23 protein-coding genes are annotated in these 26,976 nt (G+C 69.3%); 18 read left to right on the forward strand and 5 right to left on the reverse strand.

What is annotated here, in order from left to right; all coding sequences use genetic code 11:
• Positions 1-495 precede the first annotated feature (495 nt).
• The 6 genes from arc to prcA all read left to right on the forward strand — a co-directional run bounded on the left by arc (position 496) and on the right by prcA (position 6,656).
• Positions 496-2,262 (forward strand): proteasome ATPase, encoded by a 1,767-nt coding sequence (arc, locus tag OG866_RS35205; RefSeq protein ID WP_329341086.1) that lies wholly within the window; start codon positions 496-498, stop codon positions 2,260-2,262.
• 244 nt (positions 2,263-2,506) lie between these two features.
• Positions 2,507-4,018, forward strand: a complete 1,512-nt coding sequence (dop, locus tag OG866_RS35210; protein WP_443063599.1) for a depupylase/deamidase Dop — start codon at positions 2,507-2,509, stop codon at positions 4,016-4,018.
• A 188-nt stretch (positions 4,019-4,206) separates the two neighbouring features.
• Entirely contained in the window at positions 4,207-4,425 is a 219-nt protein-coding gene (locus OG866_RS35215) for a ubiquitin-like protein Pup (RefSeq protein WP_329341088.1), read from the forward strand.
• Positions 4,426-4,462: 37 nt separating this feature from the next.
• Positions 4,463-5,056, forward strand: coding sequence for an endonuclease VII domain-containing protein (locus tag OG866_RS35220; protein WP_443063600.1), 594 nt, complete (start codon positions 4,463-4,465; stop codon positions 5,054-5,056).
• Positions 5,008-5,853: a proteasome subunit beta gene (gene prcB, locus OG866_RS35225; RefSeq protein WP_329341089.1), complete on the forward strand. Its 846-nt coding sequence runs from the start codon at positions 5,008-5,010 to the stop codon at positions 5,851-5,853. Before OG866_RS35220 ends, prcB begins: the two co-directional genes overlap by 49 nt.
• A 65-nt stretch (positions 5,854-5,918) precedes the next feature.
• A complete protein-coding gene (gene prcA, locus OG866_RS35230) occupies positions 5,919-6,656 on the forward strand; it encodes a proteasome subunit alpha (RefSeq protein ID WP_329341091.1) in 738 nt (245 codons plus the stop codon).
• An 87-nt stretch (positions 6,657-6,743) separates the two neighbouring features.
• Here the strand turns inward: prcA and OG866_RS35235 are convergent, their stop codons facing one another.
• Entirely contained in the window at positions 6,744-7,805 is a 1,062-nt protein-coding gene (locus OG866_RS35235; RefSeq protein ID WP_329341092.1) for a LacI family DNA-binding transcriptional regulator, read from the reverse strand.
• 65 nt (positions 7,806-7,870) lie between these two features.
• On the opposite strand from OG866_RS35235, the gene OG866_RS35240 reads away from it, so the two are divergent.
• The 12 genes from OG866_RS35240 to OG866_RS35295 all read left to right on the forward strand — a co-directional run bounded on the left by OG866_RS35240 (position 7,871) and on the right by OG866_RS35295 (position 20,191).
• A complete protein-coding gene (locus tag OG866_RS35240; RefSeq protein WP_329341093.1) occupies positions 7,871-9,130 on the forward strand; it encodes an MFS transporter in 1,260 nt (419 codons plus the stop codon).
• Positions 9,131-9,139: 9 nt separating this feature from the next.
• On the forward strand, positions 9,140-10,501 hold the full coding sequence (pafA, locus tag OG866_RS35245) for a Pup--protein ligase (RefSeq protein ID WP_007499792.1): 1,362 nt from the start codon (positions 9,140-9,142) through the stop codon (positions 10,499-10,501).
• A 128-nt stretch (positions 10,502-10,629) separates the two neighbouring features.
• Complete coding sequence (locus OG866_RS35250; protein ID WP_329341095.1) at positions 10,630-11,640, forward strand: FKBP-type peptidyl-prolyl cis-trans isomerase; 1,011 nt, start codon at positions 10,630-10,632, stop codon at positions 11,638-11,640.
• A gap of 61 nt (positions 11,641-11,701) precedes the next feature.
• On the forward strand, positions 11,702-12,073 hold the full coding sequence (locus OG866_RS35255; protein ID WP_329341097.1) for an FKBP-type peptidyl-prolyl cis-trans isomerase: 372 nt from the start codon (positions 11,702-11,704) through the stop codon (positions 12,071-12,073).
• A 148-nt stretch (positions 12,074-12,221) separates the two neighbouring features.
• Positions 12,222-13,175: a helix-turn-helix transcriptional regulator gene (locus OG866_RS35260; RefSeq protein ID WP_329341098.1), complete on the forward strand. Its 954-nt coding sequence runs from the start codon at positions 12,222-12,224 to the stop codon at positions 13,173-13,175.
• A gap of 19 nt (positions 13,176-13,194) precedes the next feature.
• A complete protein-coding gene (locus OG866_RS35265) occupies positions 13,195-14,223 on the forward strand; it encodes a helix-turn-helix transcriptional regulator (protein WP_329341100.1) in 1,029 nt (342 codons plus the stop codon).
• Between the two features lie 119 nt (positions 14,224-14,342).
• On the forward strand, positions 14,343-14,603 hold the full coding sequence (locus tag OG866_RS35270) for a hypothetical protein (protein WP_329341102.1): 261 nt from the start codon (positions 14,343-14,345) through the stop codon (positions 14,601-14,603).
• A gap of 10 nt (positions 14,604-14,613) precedes the next feature.
• Positions 14,614-14,808 carry a hypothetical protein gene (locus OG866_RS35275; protein ID WP_329341104.1) on the forward strand — a complete coding sequence of 65 codons (195 nt, stop codon included), beginning with the start codon at positions 14,614-14,616 and terminating at the stop codon, positions 14,806-14,808.
• A 261-nt stretch (positions 14,809-15,069) separates the two neighbouring features.
• On the forward strand, positions 15,070-15,360 hold the full coding sequence (tatA, locus tag OG866_RS35280; RefSeq protein WP_329341106.1) for a Sec-independent protein translocase subunit TatA: 291 nt from the start codon (positions 15,070-15,072) through the stop codon (positions 15,358-15,360).
• Between the two features lie 47 nt (positions 15,361-15,407).
• Positions 15,408-16,373: a twin-arginine translocase subunit TatC gene (gene tatC / locus OG866_RS35285; RefSeq protein ID WP_329341108.1), complete on the forward strand. Its 966-nt coding sequence runs from the start codon at positions 15,408-15,410 to the stop codon at positions 16,371-16,373.
• A 31-nt stretch (positions 16,374-16,404) separates the two neighbouring features.
• On the forward strand, positions 16,405-17,295 hold the full coding sequence (locus OG866_RS35290) for a diacylglycerol kinase (RefSeq protein ID WP_329341110.1): 891 nt from the start codon (positions 16,405-16,407) through the stop codon (positions 17,293-17,295).
• 40 nt (positions 17,296-17,335) lie between these two features.
• Positions 17,336-20,191 carry a DEAD/DEAH box helicase gene (locus tag OG866_RS35295; RefSeq protein ID WP_329341111.1) on the forward strand — a complete coding sequence of 952 codons (2,856 nt, stop codon included), beginning with the start codon at positions 17,336-17,338 and terminating at the stop codon, positions 20,189-20,191.
• Positions 20,192-20,251: 60 nt separating this feature from the next.
• Here the strand turns inward: OG866_RS35295 and atzF are convergent, their stop codons facing one another.
• Genes atzF through OG866_RS35315 form a run of 4 tightly spaced genes read right to left on the reverse strand, consistent with a single transcriptional unit; the run spans position 20,252 to position 26,898 of the window.
• Positions 20,252-21,892: an allophanate hydrolase gene (gene atzF, locus OG866_RS35300; RefSeq protein WP_329341113.1), complete on the reverse strand. Its 1,641-nt coding sequence runs from the start codon at positions 21,890-21,892 to the stop codon at positions 20,252-20,254.
• 10 nt (positions 21,893-21,902) lie between these two features.
• The gene (locus tag OG866_RS35305; RefSeq protein ID WP_329341115.1) at positions 21,903-25,448 is read right to left on the reverse strand and encodes a 5-oxoprolinase/urea amidolyase family protein; all 3,546 of its coding nucleotides are present in this window, start codon (positions 25,446-25,448) and stop codon (positions 21,903-21,905) included.
• The gene (locus OG866_RS35310; protein ID WP_329341116.1) at positions 25,445-26,077 is read right to left on the reverse strand and encodes an urea amidolyase associated protein UAAP2; all 633 of its coding nucleotides are present in this window, start codon (positions 26,075-26,077) and stop codon (positions 25,445-25,447) included. Before OG866_RS35310 ends, OG866_RS35305 begins: the two co-directional genes overlap by 4 nt.
• Positions 26,074-26,898, reverse strand: coding sequence for an urea amidolyase associated protein UAAP1 (locus OG866_RS35315; protein WP_329341117.1), 825 nt, complete (start codon positions 26,896-26,898; stop codon positions 26,074-26,076). The genes OG866_RS35310 and OG866_RS35315 overlap by 4 nt, the downstream gene beginning before the upstream one ends.
• Positions 26,899-26,976 lie beyond the last annotated feature (78 nt).

Here is a 26,976-nt window from a genome sequence, read left to right on the forward strand (position 1 = left end):
ACCGCCTGGAAGACACGTCGAGCACACGTCGCAGGCCCCTCGAACCCCACTCGCAGACCGGTCGGACGAGCCCCCGACCCACACCCGTGCGCCCCCCGTGCCACCGCCCCGACGGCCCACCCCGGCCGCCCGCGGGCCCGCTCCGCGGTGACGCACCCCACCCGCCCGCACACGCTCCGTCAACACCACCCCGCCACCACCCGACCCACCGCACGCCCCCACGGGGCAGCCGCCGAAGGCCCGATCCGCCGGGGCCGCAGCCCCCCGACCGGCGGCGCTGCGAGCAACTCGCGCCCGCCATGGAACATTTCGAGCACTCCCGCCTTGGAACAGTCCGCTTCTGAATGGCGTTGACTGGGTATTCAGACGGCGTGAGGGAGAGCGCAGGGTGACCGACGACACACCTTGACACTGTTTGTGATCTAGGGGTTTCAATCGACACCCACCCAGGTAGGGTCTGGAAGCGTCCAGCTCCCCTTGGAGGAGGTGAGGACCGTGGCAGCCCACGACGACGACATGAACCGCGGCATCCGCCCGGGACGAGGGTCCGACGACCCGGCCGGGCAGATTGCCTACCTTGAGCAGGAGATCGCCGTCCTGCGACGCAAGCTCGCCGACTCTCCGCGGCACACGAGGATTCTCGAAGAGCGGATCGTCGAGTTGCAGACCAATCTGGCCGGCGTGTCCGCCCAGAACGAGCGACTGGCGAACACGCTCCGCGAGGCCCGCGACCAGATCGTGGCCCTCAAGGAAGAAGTCGACCGGCTCGCACAGCCCCCGGCCGGCTTCGGAGTGTTCCTTCAGGCCAACGAGGACGGCACCGCCGACATCTTCACCGGAGGACGCAAACTCCGGGTGAACGTCAGCCCCAGCGTCGACCTCGAAGAGCTCCGGCGCGGCCAGGAACTGATGCTCAACGAAGCGCTCAACGTGGTCGAGGCCATGGAGTTCGAGAGCGTCGGCGACATCGTCACCCTCAAGGAGATCCTCGAGGACGGCGAACGCGCCCTCGTGCAGGGGCACACCGACGAGGAGCGGGTGGTGCGGCTCGCCGAGCCACTGCTGGACATCACCATCCGCCCCGGCGACGCCCTTCTGCTCGAACCCCGTTCCGGCTACGTCTACGAAGTCGTTCCGAAGAGCGAGGTCGAAGAACTCGTCCTCGAAGAAGTCCCCGACATCGGCTACGAACAGATCGGCGGCCTCGGCGGCCAGATCGAAGCCATCCGCGACGCGGTCGAACTGCCGTACCTCTACCCGGACCTGTTCAAGGAGCACGAACTCCGCCCGCCCAAGGGCGTCCTGCTCTACGGACCCCCCGGATGCGGCAAGACGCTCATCGCCAAGGCCGTCGCCAACTCGCTGGCCAAGAAGGTCGCCGAGGTCACCGGCCAGGCCCAGGGCAAGAGCTTCTTCCTCAACATCAAGGGCCCCGAACTCCTCAACAAGTACGTCGGCGAGACCGAGCGACAGATCCGCCTCGTCTTCCAGCGTGCACGCGAGAAGGCCTCCGAGGGCACCCCCGTCATCGTCTTCTTCGACGAGATGGAATCCCTCTTCCGCACCCGCGGATCCGGTGTCAGCTCGGACGTGGAGAACACCATCGTCCCCCAGCTCCTCGCCGAGATCGACGGTGTCGAAGGCCTGCAAAACGTGGTCGTCATCGGCGCCTCCAACCGCGAGGACATGATCGACCCCGCCATCCTGCGCCCCGGCCGCCTGGACGTGAAGATCAAGATCGAGCGTCCCGACGCCGAGGCCGCGAAGGACATCTTCGGCAAGTACCTCACCGAGCGCCTCCCGCTGCACGCCGACGACGTCGGCGAGCACGGCGGCAGCAAGACGACCACCGTCGAAAGCATGATCCAGACGGCCGTCGAGCACATGTACGCGGAATCCGAGGAGAACCGCTTCCTGGAGGTCACCTACGCCAACGGTGACAAGGAAGTCCTCTACTTCAAGGACTTCAACTCCGGCGCCATGATCGAGAACATCGTGGGCCGTGCCAAGAAGATGGCGATCAAGGACTTCCTCGACCACAACGCCAAGGGTCTCCGCGTCTCCCACCTCCTCCAGGCATGCGTGGACGAGTTCAAGGAGAACGAGGACCTGCCCAACACCACCAACCCCGACGACTGGGCCCGGATCTCCGGAAAGAAGGGCGAACGGATCGTCTACATCCGTACCCTCATCACCGGAAAGCAGGGCGCCGACACCGGACGCTCCATCGACACGGTGGCGAACACCGGTCAGTACCTGTAAGAAACAGGGCGGCTGCGGGTGCCCTCACCGGGTACCCGCAGCCGACTGTTTTTCAGGACACCGTCCCACCAAGAGCATGCAAGGCAATGACGCAAATGATCTCCCCACCAGCGCAAAGCCGTTCTAGGCTCTTCGGTACCGCCGAGTCGCGCAGTGCGGGGACGGGCACCGCACACGCACCGGAGCGCCAGCGGTACTTGAGCGCCGCCCCCGACCGAGGGCGCCGCCGGGCAAGGAGGGCCGCATGACCGTACGGCGAGTAATGGGCATCGAGACGGAGTACGGGATCTCCGTCCCCGGCCACCCCAACGCCAATGCCATGCTCACCTCGTCCCAGATCGTCAACGCCTACGCGGCGGCGATGCACCGGGCCCGCCGGGCCCGCTGGGACTTCGAGGAGGAGAACCCGCTCCGGGACGCGCGAGGCTTCGACCTCGCCCGCGAGGCCGCCGACAACAGCCAGCTCACCGACGAGGACATCGGCCTCGCCAACGTCATCCTCACCAACGGCGCGCGCCTCTACGTCGACCACGCACACCCCGAATACAGCGCCCCCGAAGTCACCAACCCCCGCGACGCCGTCCTGTGGGACAAGGCCGGCGAACGCATCATGGCCGAGGCCGCCGAACGCGCCGCCCAGCTCCCCGGCGCCCAGCCGATCCACCTCTACAAGAACAACACCGACAACAAGGGCGCCAGCTACGGCACGCACGAGAACTACTTGATGAAGCGGGAAACCCCCTTCTCCGACATCGTGCGCCACCTCACCCCCTTCTTCGTCTCCCGCCAGGTCGTCACCGGCGCGGGCCGCGTCGGCATCGGCCAGGACGGCCACGAACACGGCTTCCAGATCAGCCAGCGCGCCGACTACTTCGAGGTCGAGGTAGGCCTGGAGACCACCCTCAAGCGCCCGATCATCAACACCCGCGACGAGCCGCACGCCGACGCCGAGAAGTACCGCCGCCTCCACGTGATCATCGGCGACGCGAACCTCTCGGAAATCTCGACGTACCTCAAGCTCGGCACCACCGCCCTGGTGCTGTCGATGATCGAAGACGGCTTCATCGCCGTCGACCTGGCCGTGGACCAGCCCGTCCGCACCCTCCACCAGGTCTCCCACGACCCGACCCTGCAACATCTGGTCACCCTCCGCAGCGGCCGGACACTCACCGCGGTCCAACTCCAGATGGAGTACTTCGAGCTCTCCCGCAAATACGTGGAGGAGCGCTTCGGCGCCGACGCCGACGAACAGACCAAGGACGTCCTCGCCCGCTGGGAAGACACTCTCAACCGGCTCGAGAACGACCCCATGAGCCTCGCAGGCGAACTCGACTGGGTCGCCAAGCGCGAACTCATGGAGGGCTACCGGCGCCGCGACGGCCTCGACTGGGACGCCGCGAAGCTCCACCTCCTCGACCTCCAGTACGCCGACGTACGCGCCGAGAAGGGCCTCTACAACCGCCTCGCGGCCCGCGGCCGTATGAAGCGCCTGCTGGACGAGGCGGACGTCGAGCGGGCCCGCACCAAGCCCCCGGAGGACACCCGCGCCTACTTCCGCGGCCGCTGCCTCGAGCAGTACGCCGACGACGTCGCCGCGGCCTCCTGGGACTCGGTCATCTTCGACCTCCCGGGACGGGACTCCCTCCAGCGGGTCCCAACCCTCGAACCACTACGCGGAACGCGAAATCACGTCAAGGAGCTCCTGGACCGCTGTCGCACGGCGGAAGACCTGGTCAGGGTCCTCTCGGGCGGCTGAGCGGGTACACGGGCAGTGTCGGCCGGACAGGGTGGAAATCCCCCCGTCCGGGAATCATCGAGGTGGCCCCCGCACGTTGTGGAAACTGCGGGGCCGATGTCAGACCCGGCTTGTAGGGTCTGATCATCACCGATCGGCGGATAGCCGACCTGGCGACCATGTCGGGCGAAACGAGCGGGGTGAGGGTTATGGCAACCAAGGACACCGGCGGCGGCCAGCAGAAGGCGACGCGCTCCACGGAAGAGGCCGAGGAGCAGACTGCGGAAGCGCAGGGTTCGGAGGACCTCAAGGAGCGCCACGAGAAGCTGAGCGATGACGTGGACTCGGTTCTGGACGAGATCGATGATGTCCTCGAGGAGAACGCCGAGGATTTCGTTCGATCATTCGTTCAGAAGGGTGGAGAGTGATTTCCCCTTCGAATCGAAGGTTGCGGGGGAGCCTGGATTGGAAGCCGAGGAAGGTGTGAGGCGCTGCTCGCGGTGTAAGCAGTACAAGCCGCGAGCGGCGTTCGCTCGAAACAAGTCGATGCGTGATGGGCTGCAGGGCTATTGCCGTGAGTGCGCGGCTGCCTATCACCAGCAGCGGCAGGTGGCTAAGGGGCGCAACGTCCGACCGAGGGTGGATGTCCCGGCCGGACACAAGCTTTGCCGGTCTTGCGGCGAGATCAAGCCTCACAGCGAATGGCATCGCAACGCGACTGCTTCAGACGGTCTGGTGACGCGCTGCAAAGCGTGCCGTGCCGAGCGTGGGCCGGAAGAGCACTTAAGGCGTAAGTACGGCCTCACCGAAGCCGAGCGTGACGAGTTGATCGCCTCTCAAGGGGGCGTCTGCTGCATATGTTTGGCGGCTGCGCCCGAACATGTGGATCACTGCCACAAGACGGGTAGGGTCCGAGGCGTACTGTGCTTCAGCTGCAACGCTGCACTGGGGCAGTTCAAAGATCGGCCCGATGCCATAAGGCGGGCTGCAGCATACGTGGAAGGAATCGCGTGGAAGCCAACACTCGTATCACCGGGCGTCTACCAGCTGCCTTCCTGACGCCCGGGTCCTCGTCCTTCATGGACTTTCTCTCCGACCATCAGCCGGAGCTGCTGCCCGGTAAGCGTCAACTCCCGCCTGTGCAGGGTGTGATCGAGGCGCCGCACGGGACGACCATCGTGGCGGTCACGTTCCCCGGGGGCGTCGTGCTCGCGGGTGACCGTCGGGCGACGATGGGCAATGTCATCGCGCAGCGGGACATCGAGAAGGTGTTCCCGGCGGATGAGTACTCGGCCGTCGGTATCGCCGGTACCGCCGGCCTTGCTGTCGAGATGGTCAAGCTCTTCCAGCTGGAGTTGGAGCACTTCGAGAAGGTGGAAGGCGCTCAGCTCTCGCTCGAGGGCAAGGCCAATCGGTTGTCGACGATGATCCGGTCCAACCTCGGCATGGCCATGCAGGGCCTGGCCGTCGTGCCGCTGTTCGCTGGTTACGACGTCGACCGTGAGCGCGGGCGGATCTTCTCCTACGACGTCACGGGTGGTCGTTCCGAGGAGCACAACTACGCTGCCACCGGTTCGGGCTCGATCTTCGCGCGCGGTGCGATGAAGAAGTTGTTCCGTGACGATCTGCGCGAGGAAGAAGCGACCACGCTCGTGGTGCAGGCTCTGTACGACGCGGCTGACGACGACTCGGCGACCGGTGGTCCCGATGTCGCCCGCCGGATCTATCCGATCGTCACCGTGATCACCGAGGACGGTTTCCGTCGGCTCACCGACGAGGAGTCGTCCGACATCGCCCGTTCGATCCTGGAGCGGCGTCTGGAGCAGCCGGACGGTCCGCGGGCCGCGCTGCTGTAGGCGCGGGGCGTCCTGTTCTTGTCCGGGTGATCGCAGTGACTTCTACAGAAAGGGACGGATAACCGGTGTCGACGCCGTTCTATGTCTCCCCCCAGCAGGCGATGGCCGACCGGGCGGAGTACGCCCGCAAGGGCATCGCGCGTGGTCGCAGCCTGGTTGTGCTGCAATATGCCGACGGCATTGTGTTCGTCGGTGAGAACCCGTCCCGTGCGCTGCACAAGTTCAGCGAGATCTACGACCGGATCGGTTTCGCGGCCGCCGGTAAGTACAACGAGTACGAGAACCTGCGGATCGGCGGCGTGCGGTATGCCGATCTTCGTGGGTACACCTATGACCGTGATGACGTGACCGCGCGTGGTCTCGCCAACGTGTACGCGCAGACGCTGGGCACGATCTTCTCTTCGGCGGCCGAGAAGCCGTACGAGGTGGAGTTGGTCGTGGCGGAGGTCGGTGACACGCCTGAGGGTGACCAGATCTATCGGCTGCCGCATGACGGTTCGATCGTGGACGAGCATGGTTCGGTCGCGGTCGGTGGCAATGCGGAGCAGATCAGCAGCTATCTGGATCAGCGTCATCAGGACGGCATGAGTCTGGCCGAGGCGTTGAAGCTCGCGGTGCAGGCGCTGTCGCGGGACACGAACGGCACGGAGCGGGAGATTCCGGCGGAGCGGCTGGAGGTCGCGGTCCTGGACCGTACGCGTCCGCAGCAGCGGAAGTTCAAGCGGATCGTGGGTCGTCAGTTGGCGCGGTTGCTGGAGACCGACGGCGCGGAGACCGAGGCGGAGAGCTCCGAGGAGGAGTAGTCCGGCCGGAGGAGACCGACTTCGAGCGCTCCTGATGTTCATCCTTATGTGCCCCGGCCCGGGTCTCCCGGCCGGGGCACAGGGCGTTCAGGGGGTGCTGGGTGGGGCTGTGGAGGCTCGGACGACCAGTTCGACCGGGATGTCCCCGGCGTCCGGTGTGCGGCCGTCCAGGACGGCCAGGAGGGCTTGCATGCCGCGTTCCCCGAAGAGTTCGGCGTCCAGTCGTACGGTCGTCAGTTCGGGGTCGAGGGCGGCGGCGAGGGCGATGTCGTCGACGCCGGTGACGGAGACGTCCTCGGGGATGCGCAGGCCGTGGCGGCGCAGGGCTTTGTAGGCGCCGGCGGCGAGTTTGTCGTCGTCGCAGACGAGGGCGGTGGGGCGGGGGCCGGATGTGGTGAGGGCTGCTTCCGTGGCCGCCAGGGCGCCCTCGATGGACATCGGGGTGTGGGCCGTCCGCAGGGATGTCCCGGGTACCGCGTCCAGTCGTTCGGCGAGGGCACGCGCGCGTACCTCGAAGGTCCAGGACGGGATGTCCGCGGCGAGGTGCAGGAAGTGGCGGTGGCCGAGGCCGAGGAGGTGGTCGGCGACCTGGCGGGTGCCGTCGGTGATGTCGAGGTTCACGGTGGCGGCGCCGAGGCTGCCTTCGGGGTCGCTGTCGAGCATCACGAGGGGGAGTTGGTCGCCGCGGATGGCGGTGAGGGCGTCGGCGGCCATGGAGGAGGCGAGGACGCCGTCGAGGGCGGCCTGGGCGGAGGCGAAGGGGTTCTTGGCGGGGCCGACGCCTTCGGGGGAGGGGTAGAGGACGACGCCGAAGCCGTGGGTGGCGGCGACGCGGGCGGCGCCGGTGTAGACGCCGGCGAAGAACTCGGTGGTGAGGGCGGGGACGACCAGGAGGACGGTGCGGGTGCGGCCGAGGCGGAGGTTGCGGGCGGCGAGGTTGGGGCGGTAGCCGAGGTCGCGGGCGGCTTCGCGGACGCGTTCCGCGGTGGTCTCCGAGACCCGGCCGCGCCATTTGTCGCCGAGGACGAGGGAGACCGCGGCCTGGGAGACTCCGGCGGCCTGGGCCACGTCACGGCTGGTGGGGCGGGTGCTGCCTCCTCGTGCCACCGTGTGCCTGCTCTTTCGTCTGGACTGGGGAACAGCGCACATGGTACGTATGACGACGGACGTTATACGTAACACTTCGGTGCTGTCGCCGACGGGAAGGGTGGATCATGGCCGCGGGCTACGTGGAGATCCTCAGGGCGAGGCATGCGACGCGGCTGCTCGTCGGCACGCTCGTGGGGCGGCTGCCCAACGCCATCGCGGCGATCGCGATCGTGCTGTTCATCCGCGCGGAGGGGGGCACCTACAGCCTCGCGGGCGCGCTGGCGGCGGTGTACGGCGTCGCGAACGCCGTGGGCCAGCCGCTGCTGGGGCGGCTGGTCGACCTGTACGGCCAGCCGCGGGTGCAACTGCCGGCCGCCGTCCTGTCGGCACTGGCGATGACCGCGTTCGCGTTCACCGGGACCGAGACACTCGTGCTCTCCTACGTCGCCGTGGCCGCCGCCGGTCTGTTCACCCCTCCACTGGAGGGCGGTCTGCGGGCGCTGTGGTCGTCGGTCCTCCCCAAGGAGGAGCAGGTGCACACCGCTTACGCCATGGACGCGGTGGCCCAGGAAGTCATGTTCACCGTGGGGCCGTTGCTGCTGACGGTGTGCGCGTCGCTGTGGTCGGCGCAGGCGGCGTTGTTGCTGCTGAACGTCCTCGGAGTGCTGGGCGCGCTCTCCGTGGTCGTCTCGCCGCCCTCGCGCGCGTGGCGGTCGGCGCCGCGGGAGGCGCACTGGCTCGGCGCGTTGCGCTCGCCTGGCCTGCTGGCGCTGCTGGCGGCGTTCCTGTTCGTCGGCGCCGCGCTCGGTTCGGTCGCGGTCACCTCCGTGTCGTACGCGGACGGGCACGGCGGTGACGCGGTGTACGGCTGGATGATGGCGGGCCTGGGCTTGGGCGCCCTCGTCGGCGGCACGGTGTACGGCGCGCGGCAGTGGACCGGCGAGCCGGCGCGTCGACTCCGGGTGCTGGTCGCTCTTCTGGCGGCGTGTCAGTTGCCGTTGATGCTGCTGCCCGGCCCGGTTCCCATGGTGTTGCTGACGGTGCTCGCCGGGCTGTTCCTGGCACCTGCCATCGCGTGTGCGTTCGTGCTCGTCGACCGGCACGCTCCGCGCGGTACGGTCACCGAGGCGTTCTCCTGGCTCGTGACGACGTTCACGGTGGGTTCGTCGGTCGGAACGGGCCTTGCCGGGGCGGTCGTGGAGCGGGGCGGGGCCTTGTGGGGTTTCGCCGTACCGGGGGTCGCCGGGGGTGTGTCGCTGCTGGTTCTGCTGGCCACCGGACGGGTCCTCGCAGCTCCCGGCAGGGGGGCGGTGGTTGCGGCTTCATCGGAAAATGATCCAAACCGTGCTGCCGAACCCCGTTTCAGCACAGGGGATCGGGCGTAATGTTCACTCATGGACCGCCGCATTTTCGGGCTGGAGAACGAGTACGGCGTCACATGTACGTTCAGGGGACAGCGCCGCCTGTCTCCCGACGAGGTGGCGCGGTACCTCTTCCGCCGTGTCGTGTCATGGGGCCGCAGCAGCAACGTCTTTCTGCGAAACGGCGCCCGCCTCTATCTCGATGTCGGGTCACATCCGGAATACGCGACTCCCGAATGTGACAACGTGACGGAACTGGTCACGCACGACAAAGCAGGCGAGCGCATTCTCGAAGGACTCCTGGTGGACGCCGAACGACGCCTGCATGAGGAAGGAATCGCGGGCGACGTCTACCTCTTCAAGAACAACACCGACTCGGCTGGTAACTCCTACGGCTGCCACGAGAACTATCTCGTCGCACGTCACGGGGAGTTCTCCCGGCTCGCGGACATCCTCATTCCGTTCCTCGTCACGCGGCAGCTTCTGTGTGGTGCCGGCAAGGTGCTACAGACGCCACGGGGCGCGGTCTACTGCGTGAGTCAGCGGGCGGAGCACATCTGGGAGGGCGTCTCCTCGGCGACGACCCGCTCGCGCCCGATCATCAACACGCGTGACGAACCGCACGCGGACGCCGAGCGCTACCGTCGTCTCCACGTCATCGTGGGCGACTCGAACATGTCCGAGACGACCATGCTGCTGAAGGTCGGCGCGACCGACCTGGTGCTGCGCATGATCGAGGCGGGCACCGTGATGCGCGACCTGACCCTGGAGAACCCGATCCGGGCGATCCGCGAGGTCAGCCATGACATCACCGGCCGGCGCAAGGTGCGTCTGGCCAGCGGCCGGGAGGCCTCCGCGCTGGAGGTGCAGCGCGAGTACTACGAGAAGGCCGTGGACTTCTGTGAGCGCCGGGGCATCCGCACCGGCACCGTGGAGCAGGTCCTGGAGCTGTGGGGCCGCACGCTGGACGCGATCGAGGCCGAGGACCTCGACCGGATCGGCACCGAGATCGACTGGGTGATGAAGTACCAGCTCATCGAGCGGTACCGGGCCAAGCACAACATGACCATGTCGCATCCGCGGGTCGCGCAGATAGACCTCGCGTATCACGACATCCACCGCCGTCGTGGGCTGTACTACCTTCTGGAGCGGAAGGGGCAAGCGGCCCGTATCTGCAACGACTTGAAGATCTTCGAGGGCAAGTCCGTGCCCCCGCAGACCACTCGGGCCCGTCTTCGCGGTGACTTCATCCGCCGGGCCCAGGAGCAGCGGCGGGACTTCACGGTCGACTGGGTCCATCTCAAGCTGAACGACCAGGCGCAGCGCACGGTGTTGTGCAAGGACCCGTTCCGTTCGGTGGACGATCGGGTGGAGAAGCTGATCGCCGGTATGTGAGTCAGGTGTTCCGGCCGGATTGCCGGAACGCAACACGGGCGCCGTACGTTTTCCGTACGGCGCCCTTCTCACGCCGTAGAGTTGCGCGCACGCCATCAACAAGATCGATCGATTACGAGGCCTCCACCGTGCGCCGACGCTCACTTCTCATTGCCGTACCCGCAGGAATGGCCACGCTCGCGGCGTGCAACGACGACGAGGGGGCGAGCGAGTCCAAGGCGAGCGACAGCCCTTCCCCCTCGCCGTCGGCGTCGGCGACGTCCGCCGCGCCGGCGCCGAAGATCGTCGACGGTCCGCTGCCGGCGATCACGGCGGGGACCAAGTTCGGCGAGAAGCCCACGGTCGCCAAGGGCAGCGGTGACCCGTCCGACCAGGTCGCGGTGAAGACGGTGATCGCGGGCAACGGTCAGACGGTCGCGGAGAACGACTTCATCCAGGCGAACTACCTGGGTCAGATCTGGGACACGGCGAAGGTCTTCGACAATTCCTACGACCGTAAGACGCCGCTGGTGATCCAGCTCGCGCAGAGCGCGATCATCGACAGCTGGCGTTACGCCCTGGCGGGCAAGAAGGCGGGCAGCCGGGTGCTGCTGTCCACCGCGCCCACGTGGGGGTACGGCAAGCAGGGCAACTCGTCGGCGGGGATCAAGGGCACCGACACGCTGGTCTTCGTGGTCGACATCGAGGGCACGTTCAACGCCAAGAGCTCGGCCAAGGGCAAGACGGTCGCCCAGGACGACGCCGACCTGCCGAAGGTGGGCGACAACACCGACGGCAAGGCGCCGACCATCGACGTCCCCAAGGCGGACGCGCCGAAGAAGCTGGTCGCGGAGTACGTGATCGAGGGTGACGGTGACGAGGTCAAGGCGGAGAACACCGTGCTCGTCCAGTACAAGGGCGTGCTGTGGGACACCGGCAAGGAGTTCGACTCGACGTACAGCCGCAAGGCGCTGACGTCGTTCTCGCTCCAGCAGGTCGTCAAGGGCTGGGCGCAGGGTCTGACCGGCAAGAAGGTCGGCAGCCGCGTCCTCATCGTGATCCCGCCGGACCTGGGCTACGGCGACAACCCGCCGAGCGGCAGCGGCATCTCGAAGGACTCGACGCTGGTCTTCACCGTGGACATCCTCGCGAAGATGTGACGCCTGCCAGGATGTAAGACTGTCCCTGTTGCCTTTCCGTGAACAAGCAGGAGCTAGTGACGTGAGCATCGACAAGCCCGAGATCGACTTCCCGGACGGCGCGCCTCCGGCGGACCTCGAGATCAAGGACATCTGGGAGGGCGACGGCGAGGTCGCGCAGGCCGGTCAGAACGTGACCGTGCACTACGTGGGTGTCGCCTTCAGCACCGGCGAGGAGTTCGACGCCAGCTGGAACCGCGGTACGCCGTTCAAGTTCCCGCTCGGTGGCGGCCGGGTCATCAAGGGCTGGGACCAGGGCGTGCAGGGCATGAAGGTCGGCGGCCGTCGTCAGCTGACCATCCCCGCGCACCTCGCCTACGGCAACCAGAGCCCGACCCCGGCGATCAAGCCGGGCGAGACGCTGATCTTCGTGGTCGACCTGATCGCCGTCTGATCGTCCTGTCTGACGTGTGATCGTCACACGATCGGTCTCGATCAGCTGGGGCCCATGCCTGTCCGGGCATGGGCCCTCGGCTTTTGCCACGCCACCGCGGGGCGGTACGGTCATCGTCGTTAGCACCATAGGGAGGCGAAGGGCGTCGATGGCCATTGCCAAGGCCGAGCGGCTGATGAACCTGGCGCTGTGTCTGCTGGGCACGCGCAGGCCGCTCAGCAAGCGTGAGCTGCGTGAGTCCATCGAGGCCTACCTCGAAGCCAGTTCCGATGACTCCTTCAACCGGATGTTCGAGCGCGACAAGGACGATCTGCGCGAACTCGGGCTCGTCATCGAGACCGTGGAGAACCTCGACGGCGAGGTCGGCTATCTCGCCCGCCGGGACAGCAACCGGCTGCCGCCCATCACCCTCGACGCCGAGGAGGCCGCGGCCCTGGGCCTGGCCGCCAAGGTGTGGCAGCAGGCGCGCCTCGCGGGCGCGGCCAGCGGCGCCCTTCAGAAGCTGCGCGCGGCCGGACTGCCGGAGGACGTCGACCCGTACGAGGCGCACGGCGCCCTGGAGCCCCGTATCCCGGTGCACGAGGCGGCGTTCGAGCCGCTGATGCTGGCCTGCCGCGACCGTCGCCCGGTCGTCTTCGACTACCGCAAGGCCACCGCCGCCCACCCCGAGACCCGGCATGTGGAGCCGTGGGCCCTGGAGTGCTGGCGCGGGCACTGGTATCTGGCGGGCTGGGACCGCGACCGGGGTGCCGAGCGGGTCTTCCGGCTGTCGCGGATCACCGGCAAGGTGCGCTCGCGCGGCAGCAGCTTCACCGCGTCGGTGCCCGATGTCGTCACCGTCCGGGAGACCGTCGCGAGCTGGGCCGGGGAGACCGCCGACCGCAGCGCGCTGATCCGGCTGCGCACGGACGCCGGCTATCCGCTGCGGGCCAAGGCCACCGCGGTGCGGGAACTCGGGGACGGCTGGGACGAGTTGGAGATTCCGTACGGCCACGGGCTGGACGCCTGGCTGGTGGAGTTCGGTCCTGACGTGGTCGTTCTGGAGCCGGCCGAGCTGCGGGCCGACGTGGTGGACCGGCTGCGTGCCGTGGCCAAGGGCTGAGGGGGAGCGGGAAACAACTGTGGCAGGCAAACCGGTCAGGCCCGTCAACGCCATCGACCAGACCCGGCGGATGCTGTCCCTGGTGACCTATCTCAAGGAGCGGCCCGGTGCGCGCGTCGAGGACGTGGCCCGTGCCTTCGGGATCACCGAGGACGAGCTGGTCTCCGACCTCGATGTGCTGCCCATGTGCGGCACCAGCTTCCGGGGCGGTGACCTCCTCGACATCGACACCGACGGTGAGCGCATCTGGTGGCACAACCCGGCCGCGCTCGGTGAGGAGACCGCCGAGCCGCTGAGGCTCGCCGCCGACGAGGCCACCGCGCTGCTCGTCGCCGCCCGCGCGGTGTCCACGCTGCCCGGTCTGCGCGAGAGCGACCGGCAGGCTCTGCTGCGGGCCACCGCCAAGGTGGAGGCCGCCGCCGGTGAGCAGGCGGGGGCGAGTTCCCGGCTGTCGGTGACCTTCGAGTCGGAGGGCGGTGTCTTCGCCGACGTCGACCGTGCGATCTCCGAGCGGCGCCGACTGTGGATCCGCTACTACTCGCCCGCCCGCGACGAGCTCAGCGAGCGTGAGATCGACCCGATCCGCCTGGTCAGCGTCGGTCACACCTATGTCGAGGCCTGGTGCCGCCGCTCCGAGGCGCGCCGCACCTTCCGGCTCGACCGGGTCGCCGAGATCAGGATCCTGGACGAGCCGTCCGCGCCGCCCGAGATCGAGCTGCGGGACCTCTCCGAGGCGCTGGTGCAGCCGGCCGCCGAGGACCCGGAGGTCGTGGTCGAGGTGGGCCCGGGCGGGCGCTGGGTCGCCGAGTACTACCCGCACGACAGCGCGGATGAGCTTTCGGACGGCGGGCTGCGTATCACCCTGCGCACCCCCGATCCGGCCTCCCTGCGCCGGCTGGCGCTGCGGCTCGGCCGGGACGGCCGCATCGTCTCGCCGAGCGGGCTGGCCGACAGCGCCCGGCAGGCGGCCCGTGAGGCGCTGGCGGCGTACGACGGGGTCGAGGTGCGGGACGACGGGCAGTACGACAGGCAGGAGCAGGGGCTTTGAGTGAGTCGGCTACCTCCGGTGCGGCTACCTCCGGGACAGCGATCTCCCGGACGACAACCTCTGGCACGACGACTTCTGGCACGTCGGCCTCCGGCACGGCTGTTTCCGGTGCGGCGGGGATGTCCGTGGCGGCCGCCTTCTCGGGGATGAGAAGCGTCTCCCCGATGGTGTTCCGGGCCGGCTGCCCGGACTGCCGGGGGCGCTTCGAGCTGGCGGCGAGTGCCCTGCGGCTGGCGATCGGGGCCACCAGCAAGACCACGTTCTACTCGTTCACCTGCCCGGACTGCGGGGTCCTGGTGCGCAAGCCGGCGGGGGAGCGGATCGTGGAGCTGCTCACCGGCGGCGGGGTCAGGACACTGCGCCTTCACTCCACCCTCTAGGGTCGACTCCATGTTCTGGTCGATGTTCGCCGTCGCTGTGGGCTTTCTGGGGATCGCCGTGCTCGGCGTGCTCGCCGTCCGTGTCTTCCTGGAGGCGCAGCGTCTTGGACGGCAGGTGACGGAGTCCGCCCAGCGCATCAGCAGGGCCGCGGCGGACCTTGAGCAGGCCGCCGAGAGCACCGCCCGCTCTGTGGACGCGCTGTGAGTCCTGCTGTGCAGCGCATGTGAGTCCTGCGCCGCAAGCGTTTTGGGTCACTTCGCCCTGTCACCCGGATGGCATGGGCAGGTACGCTGCTGGTCGCGGACCGGAGAACGAGGCCCGGATCGCGGACCGGGAGTACGCACGGGGATTGCCTCACGTTTACCCCTGAGCGTTACGATCGCTGTCAACACGATCGTTCGGACACCTGTCCGACCGGTCGGACAGCACCCCACTCCAGCCGCCTCGGTGAGAAGGTAAAGACTTATGTTCGGAAGGCTCGGCGCCCCCGAGATCATTCTCATCCTCGTCGTCATCATCCTGCTGTTCGGCGCGAAGAAGCTTCCCGACATGGCGCGCTCGCTCGGCAAGTCCGCCCGCATCCTCAAGAGCGAGGCGAAGGCGATGAAGGACGAGGGCAAGACCACCCCCGCCCCGGCCGACCCGCCCCACACGGACGACCAGCAGGCTTCGGCGCAGCGCATCATCCAGGCGTCTCCCGGTGACGTGACCAGCTCCCGCCCGGTCACCGAGCCGACGGACACGACCAAGCGCTGACGCAGGGCCGGTGACCTCCGGCCCGCTGCACGAGATGGGAACGTGGGTTGCTGAAGTCTGCCCGCAAAGAGGAGAAGGATCCCGAGGGGCGGATGCCCCTTGCGGATCATCTTCGTGAGCTCCGCAACCGGCTTGCGAAGGCACTGCTGGCCATCGTCCTCGTCACGATCGTCGCCGCCTTCTTCTACAACGACATCATCAACTTCCTGACGAAGCCGATCCTGGATTCGATCGGCTGCAAGCAGAGCTTTGCGGAGCTCGCCAGGTCGGGGTCCTCCGACGACTCCACCGTGAAGTGCGCCCGGATCACCATCAACGGTCTGCTCGCGCCCTTCAACCTGGCCCTTCAGGTCTCGTTGATGGCCGGTATCGTGATCGCCTCGCCGATCTGGCTGTACCAGCTCTGGGCGTTCGTCGCCCCGGGTCTGCACCGGCACGAGAAGAAGTACGCCTACGCCTTCGTCTTCACCGGTGCCCCGCTGTTCGTCGGCGGCGCCTACTTCGCGTACTCGGTGCTCCCCACCACCGCGAAGGTGCTGATCGACTTCACCCCCAACGGCAGCATCGACAACCAGCTGCCGCTCGACGATCTGCTCCAGCTCGTCACCCGCATGGTGATCGTCTTCGGTCTCTCCTTCGAGCTGCCCCTGCTGCTGGTCTTCCTGAACCTCACCGGGATGATCACCGGCAAGCGGATGCTCGGCTGGTGGCGCGGGATGATCATGGGTATCACCGTGTTCGCCGCCGTCGCGACGCCGAGCACGGACCCGCTGAGCATGCTCGCGCTGGCCGGGCCGATCTGGGTGCTGTACTTCGGTGCGACGCTGTTCTCCCTGGTCAACGACAAGCGTCGGCGTCGCCGCGACGCCCTGGGCCCCGACGACGACGAGGCCTCCGACCTGGATCTCACCCCCGAGGACATCGGCGAGGTCGAGACGGTCTCCGCGAGCCGGGGGGTGCCTGAGCAGTCGTCGGGTCCGGACCGGGTCAACGGTTATGACGACGTGACCTGAAGATCGCGAAGCGGCTCGTAGGGTCAGCGATGTGACCAGCGAGATCACCCTCTTCGTCAACCCCACCGCGGGCCGCGGCCGGGGCGCCCACGCGGCGCAGCCGGCCGCTTCCGCGTTGCGGGCGGCCGGCTTCTCCGTGCGTACGGTCCTCGGGGAGAACGCCGAGGACGCCCTCACGCGCGCGCGTGCCGCCGTCGCCGACGGCACCGGCGCCCTCATCGCCGTAGGCGGCGACGGCATGGCGAACCTCGCCCTCCAGGCCGTCGCCGGCACCGGCACCCCGCTCGGCCTGGTCGCCGTCGGCACCGGCAACGACCTCGCCCGCGCCCTGGGCCTGCCGGTGCGCGACCCCACCGCGGCGGGCCTGCGGATCGCCGAGGCACTCAAGAGCGGTCACCCGCGCGACATCGACCTCGGCCAGGTGGACGGCCGCTGGTTCGGTACCGTCCTCGCCTCCGGCTTCGACTCCCGCGTCAACGACCGCGGCAACCGCATGAGATGGCCCACCGGCCGCTTCAAGTACGACCTCGCGATGCTCGCCGAACTGGCCGCGTTCCGCCCCTTCCCCTACCGCCTCCGCCTCGACGACGGCGAGGTCCGGGAGATCGACGCCACCCTCGTCGCGATCGGCAACGGATCGTCGTACGGCGGCGGCATGCGCATCTGCCCCGGCGCCGACCTGACCGACGGGCTGTTCGACGTCACCGTCGTCGGGGACTGCACGCGCGCGACGCTGTTGCGGGTCTTCCCGCGCGTGTACAAGGGCACCCATGTCGATCACCCCAAGGTCAGCGTGTACCGGGCGGCGAAAGTCGAGATCAGTGCGCCCGGCATCTCCGGGTACGCGGACGGCGAGCCGCTCGGGGCGCTTCCGCTTCTCGTGCGCTGCATCCGCGGTGCGGTGCGCGTCGTAGGGCTGTGAGCTGCGTAAAGACAAGGTTTCAGCGGACCCGATCCGGATAATGATCGTCCTGTTGTCAGTGGGGCCCGGTACGCTCGAAAGCACGATGACAGAGGACCTCTCACCGGCCGAGCGGTACGCGGCTGCCCGTCTGCGGGCTGCCGAGCAGGCCACCGCGCTCGCGGGCTTCCGCGAGATGTACGACTTCGGCCTCGACCCCTTCCAGATCGAGGCCTGCCAGGCGCTCGAAGCGGGGAAGGGCGTGCTGGTGGCCGCCCCCACCGGCTCCGGCAAGACGATCGTCGGCGAGTTCGCCGTCCACCTCGCCCTGCAACAGGGCAAGAAGTGCTTCTACACGACACCCATCAAGGCGCTGTCGAACCAGAAGTACGCCGACCTGTGCCGCCGTTACGGCGCCGACAAGGTCGGTCTGCTCACTGGTGACAACAGCGTCAACTCCGAGGCGCCGGTGGTCGTGATGACCACCGAGGTGCTGCGGAACATGCTGTACGCGGGCTCGCAGACCCTCCTCGGACTCGGGTACGTGGTCATGGACGAGGTGCACTACCTCTCCGACCGCTTCCGTGGTGCCGTATGGGAAGAGGTGATCATCCACCTGCCCGAGTCGGTCACGCTCGTCTCACTGTCGGCGACCGTGTCCAACGCCGAGGAGTTCGGCGACTGGCTCGACACCGTTCGCGGTGACACCGAGGTGATCGTCTCCGAGCACCGGCCCGTGCCGCTGTTCCAGCACGTGCTCGCCGGGCGGCGGATGTACGACCTGTTCGAGGAGGGCGAGGGCAGCAAGAAGGCCGTCAACCCCGACCTCACGCGGCTGGCCAGGATGGAGGCCCAGCGGCCCTCTTACCAGGACCGCAGACGCGGCAGGGCGATGCGTGAGGCCGACCGGGAGCGGGAGCGTAGACAGCGTTCTCGGGTGTGGACTCCGAGTCGCCCCGAGGTCATCGAGCGGCTCGACGCCGAAGGCCTGCTGCCGGCCATCACGTTCATCTTCAGCCGAGCCGCCTGCGAGGCGGCCGTACAGCAGTGTCTGTACGCCGGACTGCGGCTCAACGACGACGAGGCGCGGGCGAAGGTCCGTGATCTGGTCGAGGAGCGCACCGCCTCCATCCCGACCGAGGATCTGCACGTCCTCGGGTACTACGAGTGGCTGGAAGGCCTCGAACGCGGCATCGCGGCCCACCACGCGGGCATGCTGCCGACGTTCAAGGAGGTCGTCGAGGAGCTGTTCGTACGCGGTCTGGTCAAGGCCGTGTTCGCGACGGAGACCCTCGCGCTCGGCATCAACATGCCCGCCCGCTCCGTGGTGCTGGAGAAGCTCGTCAAGTGGAACGGCGAGCAGCACGCCGACATCACGCCCGGCGAGTACACCCAGCTGACGGGGCGTGCGGGGCGGCGCGGCATCGACGTCGAGGGCCATGCCGTGGTGCTGTGGCAGCGCGGGAGCAGCCCCGAGCATCTGGCCGGGCTGGCGGGCACGCGCACCTATCCGCTGCGGTCCAGCTTCAAGCCGTCGTACAACATGGCGGTCAACCTGGTCGAGCAGTTCGGGCGGCACCGGTCGCGTGAGCTGCTGGAGACGTCGTTCGCGCAGTTCCAGGCCGACAAGTCCGTGGTGGGCATCTCGCGGCAGGTGCAGCGCAACGAGGAGGGTCTTGAGGGCTACAAGGAGTCCATGACCTGCCACCTCGGCGACTTCGACGAGTACGCGCGGCTGCGCCGGGAACTGAAGGACCGCGAGACCGAGTTGGCCCGGCAGGGCGCCAACCAGCGGCGCGCGGAGGCCGCGACGGCGCTGGAGAAGCTCAAGCCGGGCGATGTCATCCATGTGCCGACGGGCAAGTACGCCGGGCTGGCGCTGGTGTTGGATCCGGGGCTGCCCGCCGGTCGGTCCAACGGGCATCGCGGGTTCGAGCAGCATGACGGGCCGCGGCCCTTGGTGCTGACCGCCGAGCGGCAGGTCAAGCGGCTGGCGTCGATGGACTTCCCGGTGCCCGTCGAGGCGTTGGACCGGATGCGGATCCCGAAGTCCTTCAACCCGCGCTCACCGCAGTCCCGTCGGGATCTGGCCTCCGCGCTGCGGACCAAGGCCGGGCACATTCCGCCGGAGCGGGCCCGCAAGAAGCGGTCGCAGGCCGCCGACGACCGGGAGATCGCGCGACTGCGGACCGAGATTCGGGCGCACCCCTGCCATGGGTGCGACGAGCGGGAGGACCACGCGCGCTGGGCCGAGCGGTACCACCGACTGCTGCGCGACACCTCGCAGTTGGAGCGGCGCATCGAGGGCCGTACGAACACCATCGCGCGCACCTTCGACCGGATCGTCGCGCTGCTGACCGAGCTGGACTATCTGCGGGCCGACGAGGTCACCGAGCACGGCAAGCGACTTGCGCGGCTCTACGGCGAGCTCGATCTGCTGGCCAGTGAGTGTCTGCGCGCCGGGGTCTGGGAGGGGCTCGCTCCCGCGGAGCTGGCCGCGTGCGTCTCGGCGTTGGTGTACGAGGCGCGGGTCGGTGACGACGCGATGGCGCCGAAGGTGCCGACCGGCGCGGCGAAGGCCGCGCTCGGGGAGATGGTGCGGATCTGGGGGCGCCTCGATGCCCTTGAGGAGGACTTCCGGATCACCCAGTCCGAAGGGGTCGGGCAGCGTGAGCCGGATCTCGGCTTCGCCTGGGCCGCGTACATGTGGGCCAGTGGGAAGGGGCTGGACGAGGTGCTGCGGGAGGCTGAGATGCCTGCCGGGGACTTTGTGCGGTGGTGCAAGCAGGTGATTGATGTGCTGGGGCAGATTTCTGCTGCGGCGCCTTCCAGGGAAGGGTCGAGTGTGGCGAAGGCTGCGCGTAAGGCCGTTGATCAGTTGTTGCGGGGAGTTGTGGCCTACTCGTCGGTGGGGTGACGGTTCCGGGTGCGGGGGGTCTGTGGCTGGTCGCGCAGTTCCCCGCGCCCCTTGGGTGCGTCAGCCTTTCCGGCGTTCCACATAGTGGCGCCAGCTGCCGTACTGCGTGATGTCCTCGGCGGCCGTGAGTGCGGTGGGTTCGCACAGGAATCCCGGTACGCGGGTGCCGTCCATCAGTTCCACGCTGCCCAGCGTCATGGGGTGGGGGAGTGCCGTCAGCAGGCGGCCCAGGCCTTCTGCCGGGAGGCGCCAGATCTCCGTCTCTATCGCCGCTCCCTCCTCGCCCACATGCACCAGGCCCGGCTTGGGTGGGGTCGTCTGGAGGGCGTGCAGGCGGTAGTGCGGGGCCGTTGTGGTCGTGCGGTCCAAGCGGGCGCCCAAGGAGAGGAGTTGGGGGTTCAGAGGTTGGCCCGTCAGGTGGGCGCCCACTACCGCCAGCCTCGTCTCCGGCTGGAGCAACGCTGCGATACGCGTCAGACGTTCGTCCGTGAACGCCGGGCCTATCAGCATCACTCCGAACGGGAGGCCGTTCACCTCGCCCGCCGGTGCCGCCACCGCGGCCAGGTCGAAGAGGTTCGTCGAGTTGGTGAAGCGGCCCAGGCGGGCGTTGGTGGCGAGCGGGTCCGCGGCCACCTCCGCGAGGGTGGGGTGACCCGGGGCGGTGGGGAGCAACAGGGCGTCCGCGTCCGAGAGTTCCGCCAGGGCTCGGGTGCGCAGGGCTGACAGGCGGTCCAGGTCGGCGTAGAGCTGGTGGGCCGGGATGTCCCGGGCTCGGGTGATGATGCCGGCGACGGTCGGGTCCAGCCCCTCGCCTCCCTCTGCGAGCAACTTGTCGACAAAGCTCCCCACCGCCGTGTAGCGCTCGGCCACGAACGCGCCCTCGTAGAGCATCGCGGCCGCCTCGGTGAACGGGGTCAGGTCCAGGGTGCGGATCTCCGCGCCCGCGGCCGACAGCTGCGCGACCGCCGCCTCGTACGCCGCTGCCCAGCCCTCGTCCAGTGCGCCGAGCTGGTCGAGGGGCGGGACCGCTATCCGCCAGGGGCCGGCCGGCCGGCCGGGGACAGGGGGTGGGGTGGCCGTCGTCATGTGGGACAGGGCCTGCTCCGCCTCCGGGAGGGTGCGCGCGAAGACCGTCACGCAGTCCAGGGAGGCGCAGGCCGGGACCACTCCCGTCGTCGGGACCAGACCTCGGGTGGGTTTGAGGCCGACGATGCCGTTGAAGGCGGCCGGTACCCGGCCCGAGCCCGCGGTGTCGGTGCCCAGGGCGAAGTCGACCAGGCCGAGGGCCACCGCTACCGCTGAGCCGGAGCTGGAGCCGCCGCTGATGCGGGACGGATCGTGGGCGCCTCGGACGGCACCGTGCGGGGAGCGGGTGCCCACCAGGCCGGTCGCGAACTGGTCCAGGTTGGTGGTGCCCAGCACGATCGCGCCGGCCGCGCGCAGACGGGCGACCACGGGGGCGTCCGCCTCCGGGTCGTAGGCGTACGCCGGGCAGCCCGCGGTGGTCGGCAGGCCCGCCACATCGATGTTTCCCTTGGCGGCGAACAGGCGTCCGGCCAGCGGGAGGCCCACGCCGGCGTCGACGGCACGGGCCTCGGCCTCGACCTCCTCCTGTGGGCGCAGGTCGATCCAGATCTCCGGTCGGTCCACGGCCTCGATGCGGGCGTAGGCGGCGCGGACGCGGGTGAGAGCGTCGGTCATGGGGTTCCTCTCAGTTCGTGGGCCCGAGGACCAGCAGCGCCGTCCCCGCCTCCACCTGATCGCCCGGCCGGGCCAGGATCTCCGCCACCACGCCGTCGACCGGCGCGTGCACCCGGGACTCCATCTTCATCGCCTCCAGCGCGAGCAGCGGCTGTCCGGCCGTCACCTCGTCACCGGGCGAGACGTTCAACTGCCATACGGAGGCCGCGAATTCGGCCTCGATCAGACTTCCGCCCTCGGGGACCGTCACCTCGGCCGGGGGAGCCGGTACGGCCGCCGTCTCCGCCCTGGTGAACTCACCCGCGGCCTCCCACGCGTCGCGCTCCGCGGTGAACGCCGACTGCTGGCGTGCCTTGAACTCGCGTATGGAATCGGCGTTCTCGGCGAGGAAGGCATGGTACTCGGCGAGCGAGAAGGTGCCCTCCTCGATGCGGGGTACATAGCGGCCCGAGGTGATGTCGGCCCGCAGGTCGAGGAGTTCGTCCGGGTCGACCGGATACCACTTGATCCGGTCGAAGAAGCGGAGCAGCCAGGGGGATCCCGGCTCGAACGCGCCGCGCTGCTGCCATCCCGACCACACCTGGGTCGTGCGGCCCACGAACTGGTAGCCGCCGGGGCCCTCCATGCCGTAGACGCAGAGGTAGGCGCCGCCGATGCCGACGGAGTTCTCGGCCGTCCAGGTGCGGGCCGGGTTGTACTTGGTGGTCACCAGGCGGTGGCGGGGGTCTAGAGGGGTGGCGACGGGGGCACCCAAGTACACGTCCCCCAGGCCCAGTACGAGGTACTCGGCGGCGAAGACCGTGTCGTACACGTCGTTCACCGACGCCAGGCCGTTGACCCGGCGGATGAACTCGATGTTCCAGGGGCACCAGGGCGCGTCGTCGCGGACGCCCGCCATGTAGCGGGCGATCGCCTCGCGGGTCGCCGGGTCGTCCCAGGACAGGGGGAGGTGGACGGTACGGGAGGGGACGACGAGTTCGTCCGTGGGCGGGAGTCCTGCGGTGATCTCGCGTACGGCGGTGAGGAGTTGGTGCTGGGGGAGGCGGGTCGGGTCCGTCTGGATCTGGAGGGAACGGATGCCCGGGGTGAGGTCGGTGATGCCCTCGGGGCCCTCCGAGGCCACCGCCTCCATCAGGGCGTGCACGCGCATGCGCAGGGCCAGGTCGAGCTGCATGGGGCCGAATTCGACGAGCAGGTTGTCGTCGCCGCTGCGGCGGTACGTCACGTCGCCGTCGCGGGCGAGGATGCCGCCGTCCACGATCTCCGGGCGGGCCGAGCCGTCCACGTTCACCGGGACGAAGCGCACGGTGTCGCCCGGGCGCAGCTGGCCCAGCTTCCAGCGCTCGGTGCTCAGGACCGTCGCCGGGCACACGAAGCCGCCGAGGGACGGCCCGTCGGGGCCCAGCAGCACGGGCATGTCGCCGGTGTAGTCGACGGCGCCGACCGAGTACGGGGTGTCGTGGATGTTGGACGGGTGCAGGCCCGCCTCACCGCCGTCGGTGCGGGCCCAGCGGGGCCTCGGGCCGACGAGGCGGACGCCGGTGCGCGCCGAGTTGAAATGCACCTTCCAGTCGGCGGCGTAGAAGTCGCGGATGTCGTCCTCGGTGAAGAACTCCGGTGCCGCGTGCGGGCCTTCGACGGCGCCGATGTGCCAGGTCGATCCGTAGGAGGGGCGGCCGGTGACCGGGGTGCCAGTGACCGGGGTGCCGATGATCGGGGTGTCGGTGACCGGGGTGTCGGTCGTCCGGGTTCCGCCGTGCAGGACGTCACCGGTGCGCAGGGCCCTGCCGCCGTGGCCGCCGAAGCGGCCCAGCGTGAAGGTGCTCGCGCTGCCGAGGAAGGCGGGGACGTCGAGGCCGCCGGCGACGAGGACGTAGGTCCGCAGGCCGTGCTCGGTGGGTGCGCCCACCGTGAGCAGCGACCCGGCGGGTACCGTCACCGGTTCCCACTGCGGTACCGGTGTGCCGTCCACGGTGACCTCGGCCGGGGCGCCGGTGACGCAGACGGTGGTGGGGTGGGTGAACCTCAACGAGGGGCCCTGGAGGGTGCATTCGAGGCCGGGGGCGCCTTCGTGGTTGCCGAGCGCCTGGTTGCCGAGCCGGAAGGCGCGGTCGTCCATCGGGCCGCACGGAGGCACGCCGACCTGCCAGTAGCCGGTGCGGCCGGGCCAGTCCTGCACGGTGGTGAGGGTGCCGCCGGAGACCACCTCGATGCGGGGGGTGGGGTCGGCGATGCTCGCCAGGGTCGCGGTGGAGTGCGTCGCCTGGGTGAAGCGCGCGTCCGCGAGGGCGGCGCGGACCAGGCCGAGGTTCGTCTCGATGCCGTCGACCCGGGTGCGGGCCAGCGCCTCGTCGAGCCGGCGCAGCGCGTGCGCGCGGTCCGAGCCGTACGCGATGACCTTCGCGAGCATCGGGTCGTACGACGTCGTCACCTCGGTGCCCGTCTCCACCCAGCCGTCGACACGGACGCCGGGCGGGAACTCGACCCGTGTCAACAGGCCGGCGCTCGGCCGGTGTTCGCGTGCGGGGTCCTCGGCGTAGAGGCGAGCCTCGACGGCGTGGCCGCGCGGCGGGCCGGGGGCGCGGACGACGTCCCTCTCACCGCCGGCCAGGCGCAGCATCCAGGCGACGAGGTCGACGCCGTAGATCTCCTCGGTGACCGGATGCTCCACCTGGAGGCGGGTGTTGACCTCCAGGAAGTAGGCCTCCTCGCGGGGGGCGTCGTAGACGAACTCGACCGTCCCGGCGGAGCGGTAGCCGACGGAGGCGCACAAGTCGCGGGCGGACTCGGTGAGTTGCTCGCGGACGTGGTCCGGAAGTCCTGGGGCCGGTGCTTCCTCCAGGACCTTCTGGTTGCGGCGTTGCAGGGAGCAGTCGCGGTCGCCGAAGGTGACGACCCGGCCCGCGCCGTCGCCGAAGACCTGTACCTCGACATGGCGGGCGTGCTCGACGAGGCGCTCCAGGAAGACGCCCGCGGAGGAGAAGGAGGCGGCGGCGACGCGCTGCACCCGCTCCCAGGTGTCGGTGAGTTCGGCGGCGGAGCGGCACGCCGACATGCCGATGCCGCCGCCACCGCCGGTCGCCTTGAGCATGACGGGGTAGCCGATCGCGGACGCCTGTGTGTGCGCCTCCTCCAGTGAGGCCAGCAGTCCCGTGCCCGGCGCCAGCGGCACCCCCGCGGCCTCGGCCGCCGCCCGTGCGGTGTGCTTGGCGCCGAACAGCTCCAGCTGCTCCGGCGTGGGTCCGACGAAGACGATGCCGGCCTCTTCGCAGCGGCGTGCGAACGCGGCGTCCTCGGACAGGAAGCCGTACCCGGGGTGGATGGCCCCGGCGCCGGTGTCCTTGGCCGCCTTCAGGACCAGGTCGGTGTCGAGGTAGGACTCCTTCGCGGGCGCCGGGCCGAGTCGTACCGCCTCGTCGGCGAGGCGGACGTGGGGGGCCGAGCGGTCCGGATCGGAGTACACGGCGACCGTGCGCAGGCCCAGCTCCCGTGCCGTACGGATGATCCGTACCGCGATCTCGCCCCGGTTCGCGACCAGCAGCGTGTCGAAGTTCATCCGGCGGCCCCGATCGTCATCTCCACCGCGGTCGGCTCGAAGCCGTTGCAGGGGTTGTTGATCTGGGGGCAGTTGGAGACGAGCACGAGGACGTCGCGGTCGGCGCGCAGGGTGAGGGAGAGTCCCGGCGCCGAGATGCCGTCCACGATGCCGAGGGTGCCGTCCTTCTCGACCGGCACGTTCATGTACCAGTTGATGTTGGAGACCAGGTCCCGCTTGCCCAGGCCGTAACGGGCGCCCTCGGCGAGGAAGTTGTCCACGCACGCGTGCTGCGACCAGGTGTGGTGGCCGTAGCGGAGGGTGTTCGACTCCTTGGAGCAGGCGCCGCCGACCGTGTCGTGGCGGCCGACGTCGTCGGCGACGACCGTCATCAGCGGTGTGTGCTCGTTGGACATGAGCACGCTGCCGGTGGTGAGGAAGATGCCGCCCTGGGCGTGGATGGTGTCGGGCGCGCTGTAGCGGACGGACGTGTCGTGGGCGTCGTAGACGAGGAAGTCGACGGCCTGGTTGCCGTGCAGATCGGTGAGAGTGAGTGTCTGGCCGGTCCGCAGGACGGCGGACCAGGCGGCGCGAGCGGGGACGACGGCTTTCACCGGATCGACGGCCTTCGCGGGAACCACGGACGTCATGCGAGCCCCCTGGCGGTGAGGAATTCGGTGGTGTTGAGGAAGGCGCGGCGGCCCTCGGGCGTGGCGTCCCACAGCGGGTCGCCGGGTGCGGTGGGTCCGGCGCGCCAGGCGAGGACCTCCAGCGGGGTGCTGACGTAGTCGGGGCGCGGGTCGGCCGGGTGCGGGACGTTGGCGATCAGCACGGTGACGTCCTGCTCGGTGCGCAGGGTCACGCTGCCACCCGCTCCGGCCGAGCCGGTGAAGTCCAGGGAGCCGTCCTGGCGGACCTCCACGCCCTGGAAGAAGGAGAGCGACGGCGGCAGATCGCGGGGTTCGAGCCCGTTCTTGGCCGCCGCCAGCTTGAACAGCTCGCGTCCGGCGGGGGTGGGCGACTGCGGGGTGCCGTCGCCGTACCGCTCGGTGTTGCGTACGAGGCTGGAGGTGCCGCACAGCGTGTCGTGCCGGCCGGAGGTGTCGGCGACGACGGTCGCGAGGACGCGGCCCTGGTCGGACAGGAGCAGCCGGCCCTCGCCGAGGTAGGCGTTCCACTGCACCTTCACCGTGTCGGCGACGTTCAGCCGCTCCCAGGGGCGGTCCGCCGCGTACAGCAGGAGGTGGGCGCAGGCGTCGCCGCGCGGGTCGGTCAGGCGCAGTTCGGTGCCGCGGGCGAGGACGCGGTGGGTGTAGTTGCCGCCCGCGACCGTCTCGGCCCACACCAGATGGCCCGCCTCGCAGGGGGGATCCGGCCAGTCGGCGGCCGGTACCACCGGCATGGCCTCGGTGCGCGTGCCCTGCTGGGCGCGGGCGTGATCGCGCGCTCCGTATGTGGTCGCTGTGGCCATCGCGGGACCTCCGGCTCCGGTCTATTTCTGTCGTGCGACAGAAATTAGGGGCGGGCCGGGTCGCCCGGGTTGCCCGGG

This window comes from Streptomyces sp. NBC_00663 (genome assembly GCF_036226885.1).
Lineage (GTDB): Bacteria > Actinomycetota > Actinomycetes > Streptomycetales > Streptomycetaceae > Streptomyces.

Bases quoted from the DNA above. Each gene is read 5' to 3' on its own strand.
- atzF (WP_329341113.1), bottom strand. From the start codon at position 21,892: ATGACCGACGCTCTCACCCGCGTCCGCGCCGCCTACGCCCGCATCGAG.
- OG866_RS35295 (WP_329341111.1), top strand. From the start codon at position 17,336: ATGATCGTCCTGTTGTCAGTGGGGCCCGGTACGCTCGAAAGCACGATG.
- pafA (WP_007499792.1), top strand. From the start codon at position 9,140: ATGGACCGCCGCATTTTCGGGCTGGAGAACGAGTACGGCGTCACATGT.
- OG866_RS35260 (WP_329341098.1), top strand. From the start codon at position 12,222: ATGGCCATTGCCAAGGCCGAGCGGCTGATGAACCTGGCGCTGTGTCTG.
- dop (WP_443063599.1), top strand. From the start codon at position 2,507: ATGACCGTACGGCGAGTAATGGGCATCGAGACGGAGTACGGGATCTCC.
- OG866_RS35305 (WP_329341115.1), bottom strand. From the start codon at position 25,448: ATGAACTTCGACACGCTGCTGGTCGCGAACCGGGGCGAGATCGCGGTA.
- OG866_RS35270 (WP_329341102.1), top strand. From the start codon at position 14,343: ATGTCCGTGGCGGCCGCCTTCTCGGGGATGAGAAGCGTCTCCCCGATG.
- OG866_RS35315 (WP_329341117.1), bottom strand. From the start codon at position 26,898: ATGGCCACAGCGACCACATACGGAGCGCGCGATCACGCCCGCGCCCAG.
- OG866_RS35235 (WP_329341092.1), bottom strand. From the start codon at position 7,805: ATGTGCGCTGTTCCCCAGTCCAGACGAAAGAGCAGGCACACGGTGGCA.
- OG866_RS35310 (WP_329341116.1), bottom strand. From the start codon at position 26,077: ATGACGTCCGTGGTTCCCGCGAAGGCCGTCGATCCGGTGAAAGCCGTC.
- OG866_RS35275 (WP_329341104.1), top strand. From the start codon at position 14,614: ATGTTCTGGTCGATGTTCGCCGTCGCTGTGGGCTTTCTGGGGATCGCC.
- tatA (WP_329341106.1), top strand. From the start codon at position 15,070: ATGTTCGGAAGGCTCGGCGCCCCCGAGATCATTCTCATCCTCGTCGTC.
- OG866_RS35215 (WP_329341088.1), top strand. From the start codon at position 4,207: ATGGCAACCAAGGACACCGGCGGCGGCCAGCAGAAGGCGACGCGCTCC.
- OG866_RS35240 (WP_329341093.1), top strand. From the start codon at position 7,871: ATGGCCGCGGGCTACGTGGAGATCCTCAGGGCGAGGCATGCGACGCGG.